The organism is Lacinutrix himadriensis (genome assembly GCF_001418105.1).
Lineage (GTDB): Bacteria > Bacteroidota > Bacteroidia > Flavobacteriales > Flavobacteriaceae > Oceanihabitans > Oceanihabitans himadriense.
Genome location: NZ_LIQI01000032.1, coordinates 76407 through 98216, shown reverse-complemented (window position 1 = coordinate 98216; position 21810 = coordinate 76407). Strand labels below are relative to the sequence as shown.

The window sequence follows — 21810 nt, the reverse complement described above, 5'->3', positions numbered from 1 at the left end:
AAAGTTAACTTTTCAGGTTTTGCTTTTTCATTTGTTTTCGTAGTTGTTTTATGGTAAGTGTACTGCCATCATGACTCCATCCAGGAGCCGCAAAAGCATACATGAATTTATGAGACCAGTTTTTGGATTTCTTCATATCGTTCCAAATATCTTTGTATTCATGTGTTAAAATAACAAGTGGATTATAGGAATTTGGCGCGTGAGTAACCCCATATTTAATTTCAATATTTTCATCTAGCTCTTTCCAAGTACCGAAAATTTTATCAAAAATATTTAAAAAGCCACCATGGTTTTTATCCATATATTCTATGTTTTGTGCATGGTGTACTTGGTGCATCGTATGTGTGTTGAATACTTTTTCAATGACACCTAATTTAGGAACGTAAACCGTATGTAATTGAAATTGCCAAAGGGATTCAATTCCTAAACAAACAACTACCATTTCTGGAGGAAAACCAATAGCAGGCATCCACATGTAAAATAAAGGTTTGTAAAAAAGAGTAAACCAACCATTTCTCACTGCTGTTCCTAAATTAAAATTATTGGAAGAGTGATGTACAATATGTGCAGCCCAAAGAAAGCGTACATTATGATTCTGTCGGTGAAACCAATAATAACTAAAATCGTCACAAAGTTGGCATATAAACCAAATGTACCAAGCGTATCCAAAAGACTCGTATCCCATAATATTGGTGTGTACACCAGCTACTATTGGGTTAAAAAGGTTGTAAATAAAGTTAAATAATACAATGGCTGCAATGGTTTTAGTAAGTGGTGCTATAATAGCAGAGCCAACGCCCATTGTTACACTTGCTGCCAAATCTTTCCATGCGTATAATTTTTGACTGCGAGCCTCTTTACGATGTTTGCTATAGCTCAACTCTAATAAAATGAGTCCTAAAAAACAAGGTACACCGTAAACTAAAGGGTTAGTAAAATCCATTAAAATTTATTTTTAATTCCAAAAATACCTTGAATTTACTCGGAAACCGCAGTTGAAAGGTATTTCTTAGTAAAAAAAATCCGCATTAAGCATAGGTTTGCTTAAAACGGATTTATATTTTAGAATGAAATGGTCTTATTTTGTTAAAGCCTTTTCCTTTGTTTTACTAGAAATTTCTATTTCTATTTGGTTGTGAAGTATATCTTCAAAAGTTTCTCTTTTTCGAATTAAATGTGCTTCGTTATTTAGCCAAAGTACTTCAGCAGGACGATAACGCGAATTGTAATTGCTAGCCATCGAGTAACAATAAGCTCCAGCGTTTTTAAATGCTATGATGTCTCCTTCGTTAATTTCTGCAATACGTCTGTTATTCGCAAAAGTATCCGTTTCACAGATATAACCTACAACACTATAAAAACGCTCTCTTCCTTCTGGGTTAGAAATGTTTTCAATTTCATGCTGCGATCCATAAAGCATAGGTCTTATTAAATGATTAAATCCGGAATCAATTTGTGCAAAAACAGTAGAAGTAGTTTGTTTTACCACATTTACTTTTGCTAAAAACTGACCAGCTTCGCTCACTAAAAATTTTCCTGGTTCAAAACCAAGGGTTAATTCTTTTCCGTATTCTTTGCAGAAATCATTGAAACGTTTGGTTAGTTTTTCTCCAAACTCTTCAATATTCGTTTCAATATCTCCTTCTTTATAAGGTACTTTAAAACCAGAACCAAAATCGATAAAATCTAACGTTTTAAAGTGTTTAGCCGTTTCGAATAAAATTTCACTAGCATATAAAAACACATCAATATCTAAAATATCACTTCCAGTATGCATGTGAATACCGTTAATATGCATGTTGGTGTTTTCAACAATACGAAGGATATGCGGTATTTGATGGATGGAAATTCCGAATTTACTATCTATATGTCCTACAGAAATATTCGTGTTTCCTCCAGCCATTACATGCGGATTGATACGAATACAAACAGGTGTTTTTGGATGCTTTGTACCAAATTGCTCTAAAATAGAAAGGTTGTCTATATTAATTTGAACGCCCAATTTAGCAGCGGTTTCAATTTCTTCTAGTGAAACGCCATTCGGAGTAAAAATAATTTGATCTGGTGTAAAACCCGCAGCAAGCCCCAATTTTACTTCTTGAATAGAAACCGTATCTAATCCGGCTCCTAAGGATTTCATTAATTTTAAAATAGAAATATTAGATAGCGCTTTAACAGCATAGTTCAGTTTTACCTGTTTAACCTTTTTAAAAGCAGAAGTTAAACGCTTATATTGAAAAGCTATTTTAGCTGCGTCATAAACGTAAATCGGACTCCCGAAATCTTCTGCTATCTTTAATAATTCGCTGTTTTGCATGTGTGATTTTTTTTCAAAGATATTTTTTTTCAAGCGTATAAAAATTAAAATATCATAATATTACATATTTTAAACATATTGTTAATTATTTAACAATATGAAATTTCTATAGTTTGTTAGTTTTTTAATAATTAAATATTAGGGTAAGTTCTTGTGATTATTTACTTTTGTTTTATTATAAATTCTTTGAAGCTTTTGGCGAAAGAGAACTAACAATTTTACTTTAAACAAGATGAATTTACACGAATATCAAGGAAAAGAATTATTAAGCAGTTTTGGCGTACGTATTCAAAGAGGAATCGTTGCACAAACAGCTCAAGAAGCAGTTGCTGCAGCAAAAAAAATGACGGAAGACACAGGAACTGGTTGGCACGTGATTAAAGCACAAGTTCATGCTGGTGGACGTGGTAAAGGTGGAGGAGTTAAGCTTGCTAAGAGCTTACAAGAAGTAGAAGAAATTGCTGGACAAATTATTGGAATGGATTTGGTAACACCACAAACTTCTGCGGAAGGTAAACGTGTACACCAAGTTTTAGTTTGTGAAGATGTTTATTATCCTGGAGATTCTGAGACAGAAGAATATTATATGTCTGTACTTTTAAATAGAGCTACAGGTAAAAATATGATTATGTATTCTACAGAAGGTGGAATGGATATTGAAACGGTTGCAGAAGAAACACCACATTTAATATTTCATGAAGAAATAGATCCTGCTTTAGGAATAATGGGTTTTCAAGCTAGAAAAATAGCTTTTAACTTAGGTTTATCTGGTGTTGCTTTTAAAGAAATGACAAAATTTGTAACTGCATTATATACAGCTTACGTGGAGTCTGATTCTTCTTTATTTGAAATTAACCCAGTTTTAAAAACAAGTGATTCTAAAATAATGGCTGTAGATGCTAAAGTATCTTTAGATGACAACGCATTATATAGACATAAAGATTTAGCTGCTTTACGTGATTTACGTGAAGAAAATGCAATTGAAGTAGAAGCAGGTGAGCATGGACTTAACTATGTAGATCTTGACGGAAACGTTGGTTGTATGGTAAATGGTGCTGGACTTGCAATGGCAACAATGGATTTAATTAAGCAAGCAGGTGGTGAGCCAGCTAACTTTTTAGATGTTGGTGGTACTGCAGATGCTGCAAGAGTAGAAATTGCATTCGAACTTATTTTAAGAGATCCAGCTGTAAAAGCAATCTTAATTAATATTTTTGGAGGTATTGTTCGATGTGATCGTGTTGCTCAAGGAGTTATTGATGCATACAAAAACATGGGGAATATTGAAGTGCCAATTATTGTACGTTTACAAGGTACCAATGCAGATATAGCTAAAGAATTAATTGATAATTCAGGATTAGCTGTAATGAGTGCTACAGAGTTTCAAGAAGCTGCTGATAAAGTACAAGAAGTATTATCTAAGTAAATTACAATGTGGTACAGAACTAGTTTCTGTATCTCATAAATATATAGAAAAGAGGGACCATTTGGTTGCTCTTTTTTTTTGCCTTAAAAAGACAATAGGCAGATAAGTATTCTTTAAAATGATGATAAGTATATATTAGACAAAAAAAAGAGCAACTAATCGTTGCTCTTTTTTTGTATCTTATTTTTTGCTGGAGTATCGCTTATTTTTTTCTCTCCTTTTTTGGGCATTGGTCCACGTAAATGAATTACTAAACCATTAAGAAAATTTCGTAAAATTTGATCACCACACTCCATATATTTTGGATGATCTTCTTTTCTAAAAAAAGCATTAAGCTCACTTTTTCCTATTCTAAAATCAACTAAAGCTAGAATTTTTATAATATCCTCATCACGAAGTTTATGTGCTACTCTTAGTTTTTTAAATATGTCATTATTAGTCATAGTAGAATTTTAATTTTTTTTGTTAGTTTTAAAAGTATAAATCCTATCAATCTATGTAAACAAAGGTCTTGTTTGCCATTTTGTAAGATTTTGTTTCTATGAAACTAGTAAAAAAGCGATGAATTACTCTTTTTTTTTCGACAAGATACAATATATCGACGATTATAAAAGAGGGATTATATCTAACTTTATAATAATTAATTAATTCCTCATAGTAATGGTAAATAGGGTAGAAAAACTATGCCTTTTGTCTGAAATGATTGCATTTGCGAAATGTGACAAGATGATAAAAAGTATTGAGCATAAATTTTTAATAGGTGTAGCGAAGCAATTGCATATTTCTCGTGAAGATTTTGATTACCTTATAGAAAACCCTATAGATTATACACATTTAAAATCACATAGTGAACGTATTGTACAATTTCATAGATTGGTTTTATTAATGAGTATTGATGGTGAAATTGAAGATAAGGAAATTATTAAACTGCATAATTTTGGTTTACGAATGGGATTAAACCATGAATCTATTAGTAGAGTATTGTATTTAATGGAAAGCTTTCCAAATAAAATTGTACCACCAGATGTTTTGATAGATATTTTTAAAGTACAGTATAATTAAGTGAAACTCTAAATTAAAAAGCCAAAGGCGCATTTAATTTAGTTATAGAACATATTCCTGTGTAGGCAGGAATCTCATTTTTTAAATATTTTTTTTCCACTCTAAATTAAAAAGCCTTTAGGTATTAGTTGAAAAAAGATTTCTCGACAAGCTCGAAATGACATAGGTTTCAGTCATCAGTCATCAGTCATCAGTCATCAGTCATCAGTCATCAGTCATCAGTCATCAGTCATCAGTCATCAGTCATCAGTCATCAGTCATCAGTCATCAGTCATCAGTCATCAGTCATCAGTTAAGCTTTCAACTCTTCCAGTTTACCTTGGTAGCTTTTAATTTCGTCACGAAGTTTTGCAGCAACTAAAAAGTCTAAAGCTTTTGCTGCCTGCTCCATAATTTTCCGTTTTTCACGAATTTTCTTTTCTAATTCTCCTTTCGATAAATATTCGCTTTCTGGTTCTGCAGCTCTTGCCGCTTCTAATTCGTAACTATAGGTGCTCACCGAATTTTTACCTAAAGCACTATCTAAACTTTTATTTAATGCTTTTGGTACTAAATTATGCATGGTGTTATAAGCAATTTGTTTTGCACGTCTGTATTCGGTTTCATCAATCGTTTTTTGCATGCTTTTTGTAATTTTATCGGCATACATAATTGCTTTTCCGTTCAGATTTCTTGCTGCTCTACCAACGGTTTGAGTTAGTGATCTTGCCGAACGTAAAAATCCTTCTTTATCTGCATCTAATATAGCAACCAAAGATACTTCAGGTAAATCTAAACCTTCACGAAGTAAATTCACACCAACCAAAACATCATAAATACCTTTACGTAAATCTTGCATGATTTGTACACGCTCTAAAGTATCTACATCACTATGAATGTAATTTACACGGATCTGAATACGACTTAAATATTTCGTTAATTCTTCCGCCATACGTTTGGTAAGTGTAGTTACTAAAGTCCGTTCGTCTTTTTCAATACGTTGCTGAATTTCTTCAATTAAATCATCAATCTGATTTAAACTTGGTCGTACTTCAATTATCGGATCTAATAAACCTGTCGGTCTAATGACTTGCTCTACATAAACACCATCTGTTTTTTCAAGCTCATAATCTGCAGGCGTTGCACTCACATAAATGACTTGGTTTTGAAGGGCTTCAAATTCTTCAAATTTTAATGGTCTGTTATCCATTGCAGCCGGTAGTCTAAAGCCATATTCTACCAGATTCTCCTTTCTACTTCTATCGCCTCCATACATCGCATGGACTTGTGAAATAGTTACGTGACTTTCATCTACAACCATTAAAAAGTCCTCTGGAAAATAATCTAATAAACAGAAAGGTCGTGTTCCTGGTTCTCTTCCGTCCAGGTAACGCGAATAATTTTCAATACCAGAACAATAACCTAATTCTCGAATCATTTCTAGATCGAATTCGGTGCGTTCTTTAAGACGTTTTGCTTCTAAGTGTTTTCCTATTTCTTTAAAATAATCGTATTGTTTGACTAAATCATCTTGAATACTTTTAATAGCTCCTTGTAAAATGTCTGGTGAAGTAACAAACATATTAGCAGGATAGATGGTTAATACATCATATTTTTCAATGATTTGATTGGTTTGAATGTTGAAGGATTCAATCTCTTCAATTTCATCGCCAAAGAAGTGAATACGAAAAGCATCATCTGCATAACTTGGGAATATATCTACTGTATCTCCTTTTATTCGGAAGTTTCCGTGGTTAAAATCGGCTTCGGTACGCGAATACAAACTTTGTACTAATTGGTGTAATAATTTGGTTCGAGAAATGACTTGATCGCGTTTTAAAGTAATGACATTTTTTTGAAACTCTACCGGATTTCCAATACCATATAAACAAGAAACCGAAGCAATTACAATGACATCACGACGACCAGAAAGTAGGGAAGAGGTGGTGCTTAAACGCATCTTCTCTATTTCTTCATTAATAGATAAATCTTTTTCTATATAAACACCAGAAGTTGGTATGTAGGCTTCGGGTTGGTAATAATCATAATACGAAACAAAATACTCGACCGCATTTTCCGGAAAAAACTGTTTGAATTCACTGTATAACTGTGCCGCTAAAGTTTTGTTATGCGCAAGGACTAAGGTAGGTCTTTGGGTTTCTTCAATAACATTAGCAACGGTAAATGTTTTACCAGAACCAGTAACACCAAGTAAGGTTTGGTATTTTTCATGAGTATCTAAACCATGTACTAATTGTTTTATAGCATTTGGTTGATCTCCTGTTGGCTTAAATTCTGATTCTATTTTAAATTTCATATGTTATTGTCATGCTGTACTATGATTCCGCATCTAAAAACGTAATACCTTTAAATGACTTAAAGCTAATGGAACTTGAAATCTTTGGAAGCTATCTTTTTAAGGTAAAATGTCCTTTAAGTTCTTCATCCGTATATAATGTGATTAAGTACCAATAATCATTACTTTCTAGATTATATCCTCTGTAGGTTCCGTCCCAAGATTTCTCAGCAGGAGAAACTTCTTTTAAAAGTTTACCATATCTGTTAAAGATTAGGATTTGTTTAATGGTATTTTGAGTATCTGTTATTAACCAAGTATCATTAAATGTATCTCCATTTGGTGTGAAAAATAAAGGAATATGAATTTCTTGAATACTATCGATTGTAAACGGAATAGATTTTACGACACAACCATTTTCATCTTGAACGATTAAGGTGTGAAGTCCATTTGCAAGATTTGTAAATACAGGGTTTACTTGTGAAGCACTAGAATCTACCGTGTACAGGTAGTTTATACTAGTGTCTGTCATGCTTACTGTTATGGAATCATCCACGATAGTAATATTAGAATCATCCAGTGTGAAATCTGTAGCAGGATAAATAGTGATATCAAAACTAGTTTCGTTGTCACAAGTATTAGGAGCAGTTCCAGTTATATTATAAATATAAAGAGTTTGCGATGTTGTGATCATATCACCAGCGTTTAATTGCGTTCCGCCACCATTGGTTGCGGTATAATAGTTTCCATTCGTTAATACTGGTAAGGTATAACTTGTACAAACCGTTTGATTTGATAAAGTGTCTACAGGAGGATTTCCGGTAACTGTAATAGTGAAATTAGATTCGTTTGAACAAGTGTCAGGAGCAGTCCCAATTTCGTTATAAATAAAAATAGTTTGTGTGGATGTAATGTTGTCTCCAATGTTAAGTTGTGTTCCGCCACCATTGGTTGCCGTGTAATAGTTTCCGTTGGTAATAGCAGGTAATGTATAGCTATCACAAACGGTTTCGTTAGAAACGGTATCTACAGGAGGTGTTCCGCTAACTGTAATTGTGAAACTAGTTTCGTTATCACAAGTATTAGGAGCTGTTCCAGTAATATTGTAAATAAAAATAGTCTGTGTGGTTGTAATGGTACTTCCTGCCGTTAGTGTCCCCACCATTGGTTGCCGTATAATAGTTTCCATTCGTTAATGCTGGTAAAGTATAACTAGTACAAACAGATTCGCTAGACACAGTATCTACAGGAGGATTTCCAACTGTAATTGTGAAACTGTTTCGTTATCACAAGTATTTGGCGCAGTTCCAACTTCGTTGTAAATAAAAATAGTTTGAGTGGGTAATTTATCCCCAATGTTAAGTTGTGTTCCACCACCATTGTTGCGTGAATAGTTTCCGTTAGTAATAGAAGGAAGTGTATACTAGCACAAACGGTCTCGCTAGAAACGGTATCTACAGGAGGTGTTCCGCTACGTAATGGTGAAACTAGTTTCGTTATCACAAGTATTTGGCGCAGTTCCAGCAATATTATAAATAAAAATAGTTTGTGTGGTTGTAATGGTACTTCCTGCGGTTAGTTGTGTTCCACCACCATTGGTTGCCGTATAATAATTTCCATTCATTAATGTAGGTAAAGTATAACTAGTACAAACGGTTTCGTTTGTAAGTGTATCCACTTCCACATTACCAACATGTAATTGTGCCGCATTAGTAACCAAGTCGCAACTTGCTGAAGTGACTTCGCAATAATATTGATTCAAATCAAAAGTTAATGGCGCATTAGTAATGGTTAAGGTGTCTGTTGTTGCTCCAGAATAATTAGCATCATTCGTCACATTTACCCAGTTTCCGGCACTAGTTAAAACTTTCCATTGGTAGGTATATGTTTCGGTACCAGATATAGCCATTGTAAAAGTAGCTGTACCATTCTCACAAATGGTTTGTGCTGTAGGATTTGTAATTGTAGGTGTATTATCTGTAATTGGATCTGCAGTATGCGAACCTAAATCGGCACAATCTTCTTGCGTGTTAATAGTCCAATCCGTAGCATCAAAAGATGTTTGTGATACGGCAGCATCTGGATTTCTAATAATAGTATATCCTCTTTCAGTTGGCGCATTACGATATCGATAAGTATACCGTTTTTTAAAAGTTTAAATTCATCGTTATCATTTATTCCTGTGCCAACATTAAAATCGGCAACTAACGAAGGACAATCCGATCCACTTCCTAATATAATAATAAAGGTATCAAAAGGCGCCACAGTACCTAATATGTTATAGGTCTGACTAGGAACAGCGTTTCCAACATCTCCATAACGTTCAATAATATAAACACCATCTAAAACAATAGGCGTATTGGTTGGGTTGTATAATTCTATAACGGCGTAACTTCCGGAATTCGCATCATAAATTTCTGAAATATAAACATCTGCAGTAGTACATGCTGAAGCTAATAAAGTGAAATCTGTTGCTGAATTACCTACACAGCCACCAGTACTAGTAATGGTTATATTAGAAGTAGCAGAAGTTCCTGCAGGAATATAAGCTTCTATTTCATTGTCATTAATTATGGTGAACGTCGCACTTATTCCATCGAATGCTACAGTTGCGGCAGCGTTAAAATTACTTCCGCTAATATAAACTACTGTGTTTTCTGGTCCGCTAGAAGGGAAAAAAGAAGTCAGTACAGGAGCAGGACAAAAGTTGGAAACCTTTGCTGCGTTTTTTAAGTTTTTGTTAGTGTTAAAAGCGTTGCTTGCATTGTAAATAAAAAAAGTACAAATAAAAACAAGTAAAAGTTTAATACGTTTCATTGGCTATAATTAGGGCGCAAAAATAATTAATATTTAATTAGTCTTATGTTATGTGAATGTTACCTTCTAAAAAAAAGGAGCCTTATTTAAAAATAAGGCTCCTAAATATATGATAAAATATTAGATTAATAAAGAATACCTAGACTATAAACTATTTGTTAAGGTATACCCAACCTATATATCTTTGTTTGGTAGCATTAGCATCGTTAAGGTGTAATACGTAAAAGTAGGTTCCAACAGGTAATGTTTTATCCGAACTCATAAGGCCTCTGTTCGCTTTTCCGTACCATTTATTATCGTTGTTTCCAGTGAAAACTAGTGTTCCGTAACGGTTATAAATTTCTAGTTTATGATTGGTGTATACATCATATAATCCTTGAATTTTAAACCATTCGTTATAGGCATCTCCATTTGGTGAAAACCCGTTAGGAATTATTATAGCATCCAAATTAACAAGAACCTCAAAAGAAATAGATTTAGAAACACAACCATTAGCATCTTCCACATAAAGGGTATGTGTTCCGTTAGATAGGTTGTTAAAAGTATCATCTGTTTGAAACGAACCAGAATCGACAGCGTACACATAACTAATGGTTGTGTCGTCCATAGTTACATTTAATTCGTTTTCATTTATAGTAAGATTAGCTGCGGTAAGGATGAAATCTGTAGCAGGTAAAATGCTAATATCAAAACTCGTTTGGTTGGTACAAGAAGCTACAGAGTTGTAAATATAAACCGTTTGTGAGGTAGTAATCACATCACCAGCGGCAAGCGCTGTTCCTGTTCCGTTAGTTCCTGTAAAATAATTACCGTTTGTTACAGTAGGCAACGTATATTGAGAACATGTTTCGGTGTTACTATTTGTATCTACTAAAGGAGCTTGGCTTATAGCAACGGTAAAACTAGACTCGTTAGAACAGTTATTGGGAGCAGTACCTAATTCTATATAAATATATACCGTTTGCGATGTAGTAATTGCATCACCAGCAGTTAATGGAGTTCCTGTTCCGTTAGTTCCTGTAAAATAATTACCATTCGTTAAAGTTGGTAACGTATAACTTTCACAAGCCGTTTGATTGGCTAAAGTATCTACGGTTGGTGTTCCATTTACGGTAACTGTAAAACTGTTTTCGTTGGTACAAGTACCTACAGCATTATAGATATAAATAGTTTGTGTAGTTGCAATGCTATCTCCTGCGTTTAAAGACGTTCCAGTTCCGTTGGTTGCTGTAAAATAGTTTCCGTTTGTAAGTATTGGAAGTGTATACGAAGTACATACCGATACATTAGATACAGTATCCACACTTGGAGCAGGAGTTACAGTAATTGTAAAACTGCTTTGGTTTGTACAAGTACCTACGGCATTATAGATGTAAATAGTTTGTGATGTCGAAATTACATCTCCAGTAGCAAGTGCTGTTCCAGTTCCATTAGTTCCAGTAAAGTAATTACCATTCGTTAGCGTAGGTAAGCTATAGCTGTCACAAACCGTTTGATTTGCTAAAGTATCTACAATAGTCACATTAATTTCTAATTGTGCTGCATTGGTTATCAGCGTACAAGAAGGTGAAGTGATTTCGCAATAATATTGATTATTATCAAAACTAACAGGAACATTATTAAGGGTTAATGTACCCGTTGTAGCGCCTGAATAATTCGTGCTATTGGTTACGTTTACCCAGTTTCCGGAAGCGTTAAGTGTTTTCCATTGGTATGAAAATGTTCCAGAATCTTCGGAAGCTGTAAAAGTAGTTGTCCCATTTTCACAAATAGATTGTGACGTTGGATGCGTAATATTTGGTGTGTTATCTGGAATAGCATCTGCAGTATGCATATCTAAATCGGTACAATCTTCTTGAGAACTTATAGTCCAATCGTTGCTATCGTATATGGTTTGCGGAATGGTAGCATCTGCATTTCTAATAATGCTATATCCTCTTTCGTCTGGCGAATGCACATTATCTATAATGACACCGTTTTTTAAAAGTTCAAATTCATCATTGTCATTAATTCCTGTGCCAATATTAAAATCCGCGATAAGCGAAGGACAATCGGAACCACTTCCCATTTGAATTATGAAAGTGCTTAAAGGAGCTATAGTACCTGTAATAGCATCAAAGGTATTGTTTGGTGCTGCATTTCCAATATCTCCATATCGAACAATAACATAAGTATTGTCAATAATTACGGGAGCATTCGTTGGGTTATAAAGTTCTATAACCGCATAGTCTCCTGAAAACGCATCATAAATTTCTGAAATATAAATTTCTGCAGATGTACATGCGGAAGCTAATAACGTAAAGTTTGTAGCAGATGTTCCTGCACATCCACCAGTACTTACAATAGAAATAGAAGCAGAAGCACTAGTTCCTGCAGGAATAATAGCAGTTATTTCTGTATCACTAATAATATTGAAAGTAGCATTGACTCCTCCAAACGCAACCATATTGGCAGTGCTGAAGTTGCTTCCAGTAATGGTGATTAATGTATTTTCTGGTCCTGAAGAAGGAGAAAAAGAGGTAACAACAGCAGCAGGGCATTCTGTTGTTTTATTTATGTTTTTAACAAGATTGGTATTGCTTGATGTACTAGTAATAGTAAATAATAAAAGAGCAATAGAACAGAATAGGGTAATAGTTTTTTTCATTAAATAGTTTTAAGGGTGGTAAAAATAATAAAAAATATAATAGTCAATAGAGTGCAATTATAAACAATAATTAGCGTACTAAAGCAAAATGTCCTCGGTAGGTTTTTCCGTTAGAAAAACTAACTACAAACCAATAATCTGACGACGGTAAATTTTCGCCGTTAAATGTACCATTAAAACCTTGACTTTGTGGGCTTACTTGTTTTAAAAGTTTACCATATCTATCAAAAATTTGAATAATCATGGTTGCTTTAAAATCTAAATCGACACCTAATGGCATCCAAGTTTCGTTGTAATAATCTCCATTTGGTGTGAAATACGTAGGAAAACCTAAAACGTAAATAACTTCTATAGTTGTACCACAACCATTTTTATCTCGTATGTATGCGATATGTTCTCCTGCGGAAATATTAGTAAATATATTGCTGTCTTGGTATATGCCATTACTATCGTCTAATGCAAATTCATAATCTCCAAATCCGGAAACAGTAAGATTAATGGTGTTGTTTGGAGCCACGCCAGATACCGAAACAGATTCTACAAAGGCTGTATCTTTAGGTTCGACAATAATATCTCTAGTTGCAGAACAACCATCTGGATGTGTTACTATTACCGTATATGTTCCAGCTTCATTAATGTTTATGGTTTCGGTTGTAAATGTTGTAGCGTTGTTATTGAATAACCATTGGTAAGTGAAATCTCCAGGCGCACCAATTAACAGTCCTGCTTCTAATGGGACGGTGTTTGGGTAATTATTTAAACAGTAGTTTGTGGTTTCATCTTCTAAAAGGATAGGAGTATATTTCATCGATAGCATTACTGTGCTAATTGCAAAACAACTGCTTCCGTTGGTGATACGTACATAAATGGTTTCTGTATCTTGGATGATGTTGGTGTAGTTTCCGTTGATACTATTTATTTCCGCTTGTAAATCTGCTTCCGTAGGATAAAAAGTAATGCTAGATCCTGCAGGAACTTGTGTTTCAATTTGAGAGCGTAGTTGGTTTAAATCAAATTCGGTAAAACCATCTACAGGAAGATTATCACATGCTGAAAATGGTGGAATAGTAACCACATTGTTTGAAATATCTAAAAGCAATTCCGCGACAGCGTAACAACCAAACTGATTTTCTACACGAGCAAAAACGGTTTGTAAAACCATAGTGTTTTCGAAAGCTGTAGCATTAGGAATTTCATCTATTTCATCTTCTGCATCTATTTCAAAGAGATAAAAATTAGTGATAGTATCTCTGGTATCTGTGACTATATCTTGTTGCGCATCGAATAGATTGTAGGTTGTAATTCCGTCTTGGTTGACATCACAAGCAATTAATGTAGCGTCGTTAATAATAGGGTTTGTTGCGTATTCTACTGTGATTTCTCCAGAGGTTACGCAGGTAGTAGGATAGGTAATAGTAACGCTATACGTACCAGCATCTAGAACGGTATAAGTCGGACTGGTTTCTCCTGTAATTGGTAAGCTGTTTTTAAACCAAGTATACCCTGTAGCTCCAGTTTGTGTAGCATCTAAATCTAAAGTTTCGTTTTCACATAAAGGATTTCTTGTAGCAAAAAGTCTATCTAAACCAAGATCAATATCGGATGTAAAACTTCCCGCTTCTAAAAAAACTGCGGAATCATATCTATAGTTTTGCTCATCTGCAATTACTAATTTAACATGATAAGTTACATTAGGCGTAATAGTTGCTGTAGCTGTAAGTACTGCTGTTTGTCCGTTAAAATTTATAGGAGCAGAAGCATCGTTCCAACCTCCAAAAAAAGTTTCATTAATAGGGGGGCAAGCTCCTGGAATACCAGAATGCACCGTAGTCACTTTTACAGGCGTATTGGTTCCTGGGACTAACGCTATATTGGTATAATTTGTAGAGGTTGTTGGACGAATTAAAAAGCCAAACAAATCGGAATACTGACAGGTACTATTATCTCCTTCTTGGTATTCTTCGGAAGCGAATAAATAACGAAAGCTTATTTGGTTACTAAGCGATTGAAAATCGAATTCTAAAATGGTTGCGTTTATAGTATTGTTCTCGCTTAAAGCAGTTTCTAAATCTCTATCGCCAGACCATCCAGAAGCATCATCATCACTTAAGCTGGTATTTGGTCCTGGAACGTTAGATAATCTTCCGGTACTTAAAACCAAACCGTTGGTTATAGGAAATGTTGTTCCAGTAGCATCAAAATAACCATAACTTTGGTCTGATCCATTAAAATTACCACCTTCCACATTTGTAACCACTACATTACTAATACATTCACTATTAATTAAAATGTCTTCAATAAGTTGTTGTGGTGTATAGGTATTGTTATCTACTTGTATGTTTTGCGAAAATAGCAAACAAGTGAAAAGAGATAATAAAACCGTAAAGCAATTCTTCATTACATATAATTGGATTGCAAATATAAAGAAGTGTTACGTTTTATAAGGGAAATGATATGTTAAAGAAATTTACGACCTGTATTTATCGTTTAAGTGTAAAATTACCTTTTAATTCAAATTTCTTTCCATCTTGAATTACTTCGGCAAGAAACCAATAATCACTTGCTGGCATTTTTTGTCCTCTGTACGATCCGTCCCAACCAGGAGAAGTATGCGACAATGTTTTTAATAGTTTTCCATATCTATCAAAAATATATACAATGGTTCCTGTAAGTTGGTTAACGCCAGTAATGTGCCAAGTATCATTATAACCATCGTTATTAGGTGTCATGAAAAGTGGCGTATCTATAATTACAATTTCTTTAGTAGCAGAAGCACAGCCATTAGCATCTAAAACAGTAATAGTATGTGGCCCAAGTGTTACATTATTAAAAAAGTTAGATTCTTGTGCAGGACCATTATCTAGAATGTAGAAGTAATCGCCAATACCGCTAATAGTTACGGTAATATTATTTGGGTCTGAAAAATCTACTTGCTCTGTAAACTCAATAGTTGCTTGTTCCGATTCTATAACATTAAATGTTGCAGAAGTTGGACAGCCAAAATCTGAAGTAACTGTTACGGAGTAGGTTCCTATTTCCGTTATTTCAATTTCTGAAGTTGTAGCACCTGTAGACCAAGAATATGCATCAGTACTAAAACCTGTATGAGCACTAACAATAAGTGGAAGACTTTCTAAACATATTGTTTGATCTTCAATTTCTACAACCGGTTTTCTCTCTACAATAGTATTAAAACTAGTTATGCTATAACATAAAGTGTTTTTGTTTTCAATACGAATGTAAAAGGTTTGTCCGTTAAAAGCATAGTAATTTAAATCGGTAATTTCGTTATCGTTGTCCATAGCTTCTTCTTCTAATTCAAAGTAAGAAACTGTAAAGTCACTCGGATTTTGACTTCCTAAAACGATGGCTGTTTGTACCTCTAAATTAAAGAGTTGTATTTCGTCATAATCATCATCACAAGTTTGTAAGTCGGTTAACGTATTTGTAATCGGACTACTATTTACTTGTAAATTAAAAGACGAAGTAGAATAACAATGTGAATTTGTGTTTTCTGCTCTTACATAAATAGTGTCATTATTTGTAGCATAGATATACGCATCGTTTGACGGATTTTGTGCATTTTGTGCATCAGTAAGATTGCTATAAAAAGTAACAGCAATATTGGTTACATCGTCTATTAAAAGATCTATGGTATCGGAAAGGTTATAGGTTTTGTCTACATTATCACAAGTTTCAAAAATGGAAACAGTATTAATACTAGGAGGAACGTCTACAATTAATTCTATTGGCACAGCAACATAGCAGTTAGAAATCGTGCTAGTAATTTTAATATATGCTGTTTGCGGATTGCTAGTATTGGTATAATTACTTGGGTTGTTAATTATATTGGTATGCGCTTCTGCATCGTTAAAAGAAGGATGGTAGGTTATTGCAATATCATCTTGTCTAACACCTAAAACATCTATTTCTACAGCGGTTAAATCGAAATTAATAAACCCGTCTGTATCTGTATCACATTTTTGTAAAGGTCCAGTAGGGCTTACATTGGGTACTTGTATGATGATTAAATCAAACTCGGAAATACCATGACAATAGGTTCCGTTATCTATTCTTGCAAAAATTCGTTGTGGGTTTTCTATATTTTCATATTCCAGCGGAAGGCTGTTTTCTTCATTTTCTGCATCATTAAAGGAAGTGTAAAATGTAATGGTTAAATTTTCTGTGCTAGAAGCAGACATTTCTGCTATTTTTTCAGAAAAATTAAAAGTCTCTTTTCCATCATTTGCAATATCATCACAAACTGTGAAATTTGAAGGAGGGGTATATTCTGGAATTAATCCTACTTCAATTAGAAAAGAAGAAGTATCAAAACAATCATGATCTGTAATGTTTTCTACTCTTGTATAAATTCTTTGCGGGTTGTCTGTGTTTTGATATATCGCGTTTTTATCTATAATGCTTGTTGCTGTTCTGTCTATTGCATCTTGTGCAGTTTCGAAATATAAGACCTGTTTACCAGGTTGTCCATTTAAGATTTCAGCATCTTTTTCATTAAAAATAAAATCTGCTGTTTGATCACCATCTGTTTCACAATGTCTAAAATTAGTAATCGTAGTAAAAACAGGTTGTGTATTTACTATTATTTCAAAAACAACAAGAGCAAAACAAGTGGTAATATTGCTTTCAACTCGTGTATAAATGGTTTGCGTATTTGCGTTGTATGCAGTGGTGTTAGTAATAGCACCAGTATTTGTATTTGCATTATTTTCAGAAGTATGAAAAGTGATCGTTAAATTGGCAGTACTCGTTACTATTTCATCAATTTTATCGTCTAGATTTACAATATACGAAGCATCATAATCGTCATCACAAATAACAATATCAATTGGTTGCATAACCGTAGGAGCAGGAATCACTTGTATTTCTAACTCGGCAACATCATAACAACCAGTGACTGTATTTCTAACTCGTGTAAATACTATTTGCGGATTTGTTGTATTGGTGTAAAAAGGAGGTAATGCGTTTTCATTATTATCAGCATTATCTTCTGTTAAAAAATATTTTACAGCAGCATTTGCAATACCATCGCTTACTAATCGTTAAAATCTTCTAGAGAAATAGAGGTATAACCATCATCATCTGTATCGCAATAATCTACCGTATCTAATGGTTGAATAATGGTTGCTGGATCAATAATTAGATTAATGTTTGAAAAGTAAATACATCCAGGTGTTTCAATGGTAACATATAAAGTATGCGGATTCTCTGTTATGGTATAAATTACCGACTTGTCAATTTCGTTTTGATCATTGGTTTGGTCGTCTTCTGTTTCATAAAAAGTAACAGTAGCATCTTCTACATTATTTGCAATTATATTGCCAACAGAATTTAAATTAAATTCAACAATACCATCATTAGAAGCATCGTCACATTTACTAAAATCTCTAATGTTTGTTCCAGATTGTAATAAATTTGCATGTAACTCTACTGTAGATATAGAAGCGCAACCGGTAGCGTTACTTACTACTCTAATAAATACGATTTGCGTATTTGGAATTGTATTATTAAAATTTTGATAATCTGTAATTGGGTTATCTCCAGTTTGTGCATCAGCATACGTTACATGAAATGTAACGGTAACATCTGTTAAGCCTTCTAGTACATCTGGAATTATGGTAGATAAATCAAAAGAAGCTAAACCATCATCATCTGGCTCACATGCGTTAATTTGCTGTGTGTCTGTGTTAATATCTGGGTTTTCTAAAACATTAATTACTAGGGTTGTTGTACTCACGCAACCGGTAGAAGCATCTACAACACTGACAAAAAGTTGTTCTGTCGTGCTAATATTTGTATACGGTAAAGGAATCGCATTTACTGCATTGTCTGCATCTATTTGCGAGTAATGGTAGTTTACAATGTATCCCGTGTTTCCTCCTGTAATATCATCATTTTTAACCGATAAATCTATGGATGTAAAACCATCTGAAGTTGCATCATCACAAACATCTAATTGTGTTGGGTCTGCAATTATAGGTAAAGGATTTACTACTAGATTAAATGTAGTAAATGCTAAACAACCATTATCTGTATCTTCAATTCTTACATGAATTATTTGCGGATTACTAGCGTTTACTATAGGAGTAGTTATCGGATTGTTTCCACTGTGTGCATCTGTACTCAATGTATAATAACTAATATTGTAATTTGATGGTGGTACCGAAGCCAAGACTTGTCCATGCATTGTAGAAAGATCAAAGGTTTCTTCTTCATCATTACTAATGTCATCACAAATTTCATAATCTGCAATATTTCCAGCAGATTGCTCTGAGCTTAATGTAACAAGAATTTCATCTGTTATCTCGCAAACGCTGTCTCCAATAGGCATGGTAACGACCACTTGGTATAAACCAGATTGTGTTACATTTTTTATATGTGGAGGTGTTTCGTTAGGAATTAAAGTACTATTTAAAAACCATTCGTAGGTTGCTAAAGAGTTATCCGTGTCGGCATTTATAGTAACCGAATCGGCACAAGTTGTAATATCTGCTCCTAAATCTACGGTTGCATTAAAACTATTTCCTTCAATAAAAACAGCAGAATCATAATTCTGGTCATCTTGATCTGCAATAACTAATTTAATTTGGTATTGTACATTAGGAATAATACTTGCAGTTGCAGATAGTACGGTTGTTCGTCCGTTAAAGTTCGTGTCTCCAATATTATACCCATCAAAGTACATTTCGTTTTCTGCGAGACAATGACCAACAATTTCATCGTGTATGGTACTTGTATTCACAGGAGTATTCGTTCCTGGTAGCACTGCAATATTAGTATAATTGGTTGTACCAACTTCTCTTAAAAGGAAAGCAAAACCATCAGAATATTCACAAGGATAGGTTGCATAATATTCTTCGGAAGCTAAAATATAATTAAACTGAATTTGATTGGTAACCGAAATAAAATTGAATTCGATAGATGTTGCATTTAAGGTATTAGAAATACCAAGAGCAGTTTCTATATCGGGATCGGTAGCCCAAGTGCTTTCTCCATCATGCATGTTATTTGCATTTGTGGAATTACCAGCAGAAGTAGCGTTTCCTGTAGATAATAGAATTCCATTTTCAAAAGGGAAATTGGAAGTGCCTTTTTCAAAATAACCATAACTAGTTAATCCATTTACACTTCCGTTTACGTTAGAAACGATATTGGAAACTTCAACACAACCTTGAATTAAACTATTTTCAATAAGTTGTTGTGGAGTTTGTGAATTATCAATGGAAATTTGTTGCGAGAATGAATCCTGCATAAAACTGATGCCTATTAAAATACACGTAAGTACTAGCTTTAGTTGAGGGTTTGTGTTTATTTGGCTCTTTTTCAATTTATTGGACTTTAATTCTAGAGCTCAAAAGTATACTAAAATTAGATTAAATGCAAATAAAATCGACGAAATACCTACCGGTGAATTGGCTATCTATTCAAATAAACCCATCCTGTCATGATTTTATAGTTGCTATCATTTAAGTTTAGTACGTAAAAATAAGTGCCAACAGGAAGTAATTTATTTTGATTATTTAGTCCGCGATTGGCTGTGCCTTCCCATCGTTTAGAGTTGTCTCCAACAAATATTAATGTACCATATCTATTATATATTTGAAGTTCATGTCGTTCAAAAATATCATACAAACCTTGAATGTTAAACCAATCATTTACATTGTCGTTGTTGGGTGAAAATCCTTCCGGGATAATAGGAGGACAGTTCTCAGTTATTAGATTAAATTGATAAATGGTATAGCATTCTTCGGCATCATCTTTTATATAAATAGTTTGAGGACTTGCTGTACTTGAATAGTTTTCAGGATTAAGAATATTGTTTTCGTTATTTACTAGATCTTCAAATTCTTCATAAAAACGAATCGTATTTATATCTTCATATTGGATTAATTCCAATTGGTTGGTAATATTAAAATATGCAGTATTAAAACCAAGATCACAATTTAACATGTTATTTAATTCTATAATTTCAGGAAGCGGAATAAGCTGTATGTTCTCTGTGGTTATATTATTGGTTTCGTTTAACTCTATAACCATGCCGTCACCATTTCCTATATCGTCTACAACAATAGTAAGGGTAAAAGCATCAGGAATGTTGTTAGGTATGGTAAGTGAGATATTTCCGTTTTCAAAAGCATTTATAGCAATTTCATTTTCCGTGGTGCTTTGTGCAATTAGTTGATTGTTTGCATAAAACGCAATAGGAGTTTGTTCTTGTAAAGTTGCGGTACTATTTATATTATAGACGGTGTAATCAAGGTTTATCGTTTTGCTATAGCAAGGAATGGAATATTGGTTAACAGCTATTGTAGCATCTGGTAGTTGACTGTTTAAAACGGTAATGATATTATTTAAAATAATTAAATCTGCTTGTGTTGTCAACTTTATGGTTGCTGAGGTATCTCCAGTCGCAATATTATTTTGAATGGAATACACGTCTAAATCGGCATTATAAAAGCTAGTAGAGTTCGTAAAGGTATTGGTGCCATTAAAAGCATTGCTCGCTAAATTTAATGGCGGATTAGAAATTATGGAATTATTAATAGATAAGGTTTCGCCAAGGTTTAAGGCGTTGTCTCCTTCCCAGGCAAGAAAACCAATTTTTGCACCTTGAGTGTCTAAAACGTTTAGGTTATCTATAATAATGGTTTTTTCTTGTACGTTTCGGTTAATAATATCTAATCCTAAAAACAAGTTTATTTGATTTAAGGGAAGTGTATTATCTTGGTATATAATATAGATACTCCAGCCTGCAAAATTGGTTCTATTAGCACAGTATCCTGGATTGCTTGATAGTGTATCTGAAATATCTAAATTCGTTAGTTCATAACTCGTATTTCCCTGAGTTGTTATTAGATCTGTAATATTAGTAGCGCAAGAAAAATAGGGTAAGGTACCATAATCATCGTCTTCAAAATTAACGTTGTACACATTTTCGGCGGTAATAGGAATGTTGTTTAAGGATACTTCCAAATCTCCTTCTCCAGATCCAGCCCAAAACAAGAAAGCTGCCTTAATTGTTGTGTTTGCTGGCATTTGTAAATCTGCTTGTGAAGCAGGAAGGATCTGACAAAAAGTATTTTGGTTATTTTCTTCAGGATTTAAGGTGTTACCAATAGCTAAATAGTCATAATGTCCATTAAATTGCTGAAACAACGTAATCTCTTGTGCATGAAGCAGAAAAAGGCTTTTGACAAGTAGCAATATTAATAAAAAGGTATGACGCGTTTTCATATTATTCCATG

The 21810-nt window shown here is 33.7% G+C and carries 14 protein-coding genes; 2 read left to right on the top strand and 12 right to left on the bottom strand.

From position 1 onward, the window contains the following. Positions 1–4: 4 nt before the first annotated feature. Together AMD28_RS17615 and lysA are read right to left on the bottom strand one after the other, a co-directional pair. Positions 5–943 carry a sterol desaturase family protein gene (locus tag AMD28_RS17615; protein ID WP_055445460.1) on the bottom strand — a complete coding sequence of 313 codons (939 nt, stop codon included), beginning with the start codon at positions 941–943 and terminating at the stop codon, positions 5–7. 135 nt (positions 944–1078) lie between these two features. Then, the gene (gene lysA, locus AMD28_RS17610) at positions 1079–2317 is read right to left on the bottom strand and encodes a diaminopimelate decarboxylase (protein WP_055445459.1); all 1239 of its coding nucleotides are present in this window, start codon (positions 2315–2317) and stop codon (positions 1079–1081) included. Between the two features lie 232 nt (positions 2318–2549). Between lysA and sucC the strand changes: the two genes are divergently transcribed. Next, complete coding sequence (gene sucC / locus AMD28_RS17605; RefSeq protein ID WP_055445458.1) at positions 2550–3743, top strand: ADP-forming succinate--CoA ligase subunit beta; 1194 nt, start codon at positions 2550–2552, stop codon at positions 3741–3743. Positions 3744–3898: 155 nt separating this feature from the next. Here the strand turns inward: sucC and AMD28_RS17600 are convergent, their stop codons facing one another. After that, complete coding sequence (locus AMD28_RS17600) at positions 3899–4186, bottom strand: DUF1456 family protein (RefSeq protein ID WP_055445457.1); 288 nt, start codon at positions 4184–4186, stop codon at positions 3899–3901. Positions 4187–4403: 217 nt separating this feature from the next. On the opposite strand from AMD28_RS17600, the gene AMD28_RS17595 reads away from it, so the two are divergent. After that, entirely contained in the window at positions 4404–4805 is a 402-nt protein-coding gene (locus tag AMD28_RS17595) for a hypothetical protein (RefSeq protein WP_055445456.1), read from the top strand. A gap of 292 nt (positions 4806–5097) precedes the next feature. Here AMD28_RS17595 and uvrB read toward each other — a convergent pair whose 3' ends face one another. The 9 genes from uvrB to AMD28_RS17555 form a co-directional block, all read right to left on the bottom strand. After that, a complete protein-coding gene (gene uvrB / locus AMD28_RS17590; RefSeq protein WP_055445455.1) occupies positions 5098–7101 on the bottom strand; it encodes an excinuclease ABC subunit UvrB in 2004 nt (667 codons plus the stop codon). A gap of 91 nt (positions 7102–7192) precedes the next feature. After that, positions 7193–8245 (bottom strand): T9SS type B sorting domain-containing protein, encoded by a 1053-nt coding sequence (locus tag AMD28_RS17585; RefSeq protein ID WP_161804650.1) that lies wholly within the window; start codon positions 8243–8245, stop codon positions 7193–7195. A gap of 306 nt (positions 8246–8551) precedes the next feature. Then, positions 8552–8989, bottom strand: coding sequence for a hypothetical protein (locus tag AMD28_RS17580; protein WP_055445453.1), 438 nt, complete (start codon positions 8987–8989; stop codon positions 8552–8554). A 95-nt stretch (positions 8990–9084) separates the two neighbouring features. Continuing rightward, a complete protein-coding gene (locus tag AMD28_RS17575; protein WP_055445452.1) occupies positions 9085–9897 on the bottom strand; it encodes an IPT/TIG domain-containing protein in 813 nt (270 codons plus the stop codon). A 151-nt stretch (positions 9898–10048) separates the two neighbouring features. Next, positions 10049–12544 (bottom strand): T9SS type B sorting domain-containing protein, encoded by a 2496-nt coding sequence (locus tag AMD28_RS17570; RefSeq protein WP_055445451.1) that lies wholly within the window; start codon positions 12542–12544, stop codon positions 10049–10051. A gap of 70 nt (positions 12545–12614) precedes the next feature. Beyond that, positions 12615–14942 (bottom strand): T9SS type B sorting domain-containing protein, encoded by a 2328-nt coding sequence (locus AMD28_RS17565; protein ID WP_055445450.1) that lies wholly within the window; start codon positions 14940–14942, stop codon positions 12615–12617. A gap of 82 nt (positions 14943–15024) precedes the next feature. Beyond that, positions 15025–17403, bottom strand: coding sequence for a T9SS type B sorting domain-containing protein (locus AMD28_RS18990; RefSeq protein ID WP_241492543.1), 2379 nt, complete (start codon positions 17401–17403; stop codon positions 15025–15027). Positions 17404–17600: 197 nt separating this feature from the next. Next, complete coding sequence (locus AMD28_RS18985) at positions 17601–19817, bottom strand: choice-of-anchor L domain-containing protein (RefSeq protein WP_241492542.1); 2217 nt, start codon at positions 19815–19817, stop codon at positions 17601–17603. Between the two features lie 164 nt (positions 19818–19981). Next, on the bottom strand, positions 19982–21799 hold the full coding sequence (locus AMD28_RS17555) for a T9SS type B sorting domain-containing protein (RefSeq protein ID WP_055445449.1): 1818 nt from the start codon (positions 21797–21799) through the stop codon (positions 19982–19984). Positions 21800–21810 lie beyond the last annotated feature (11 nt).

Bases quoted from the DNA above. Each gene is read 5' to 3' on its own strand.
- AMD28_RS17600 (WP_055445457.1), bottom strand. From the start codon at position 4,186: ATGACTAATAATGACATATTTAAAAAACTAAGAGTAGCACATAAACTT.
- AMD28_RS17575 (WP_055445452.1), bottom strand. From the start codon at position 9,897: ATGAAACGTATTAAACTTTTACTTGTTTTTATTTGTACTTTTTTTATT.
- AMD28_RS17595 (WP_055445456.1), top strand. From the start codon at position 4,404: ATGGTAAATAGGGTAGAAAAACTATGCCTTTTGTCTGAAATGATTGCA.
- AMD28_RS17580 (WP_055445453.1), bottom strand. From the start codon at position 8,989: ATGGCTATATCTGGTACCGAAACATATACCTACCAATGGAAAGTTTTA.
- AMD28_RS17555 (WP_055445449.1), bottom strand. From the start codon at position 21,799: ATGAAAACGCGTCATACCTTTTTATTAATATTGCTACTTGTCAAAAGC.
- AMD28_RS18990 (WP_241492543.1), bottom strand. From the start codon at position 17,403: ATGCAACCAATTGATATTGTTATTTGTGATGACGATTATGATGCTTCG.
- AMD28_RS18985 (WP_241492542.1), bottom strand. From the start codon at position 19,817: ATGCAGGATTCATTCTCGCAACAAATTTCCATTGATAATTCACAAACT.
- uvrB (WP_055445455.1), bottom strand. From the start codon at position 7,101: ATGAAATTTAAAATAGAATCAGAATTTAAGCCAACAGGAGATCAACCA.
- sucC (WP_055445458.1), top strand. From the start codon at position 2,550: ATGAATTTACACGAATATCAAGGAAAAGAATTATTAAGCAGTTTTGGC.
- lysA (WP_055445459.1), bottom strand. From the start codon at position 2,317: ATGCAAAACAGCGAATTATTAAAGATAGCAGAAGATTTCGGGAGTCCG.
- AMD28_RS17565 (WP_055445450.1), bottom strand. From the start codon at position 14,942: ATGAAGAATTGCTTTACGGTTTTATTATCTCTTTTCACTTGTTTGCTA.
- AMD28_RS17570 (WP_055445451.1), bottom strand. From the start codon at position 12,544: ATGAAAAAAACTATTACCCTATTCTGTTCTATTGCTCTTTTATTATTT.
- AMD28_RS17585 (WP_161804650.1), bottom strand. From the start codon at position 8,245: ATGGTGGGGACACTAACGGCAGGAAGTACCATTACAACCACACAGACT.
- AMD28_RS17615 (WP_055445460.1), bottom strand. From the start codon at position 943: ATGGATTTTACTAACCCTTTAGTTTACGGTGTACCTTGTTTTTTAGGA.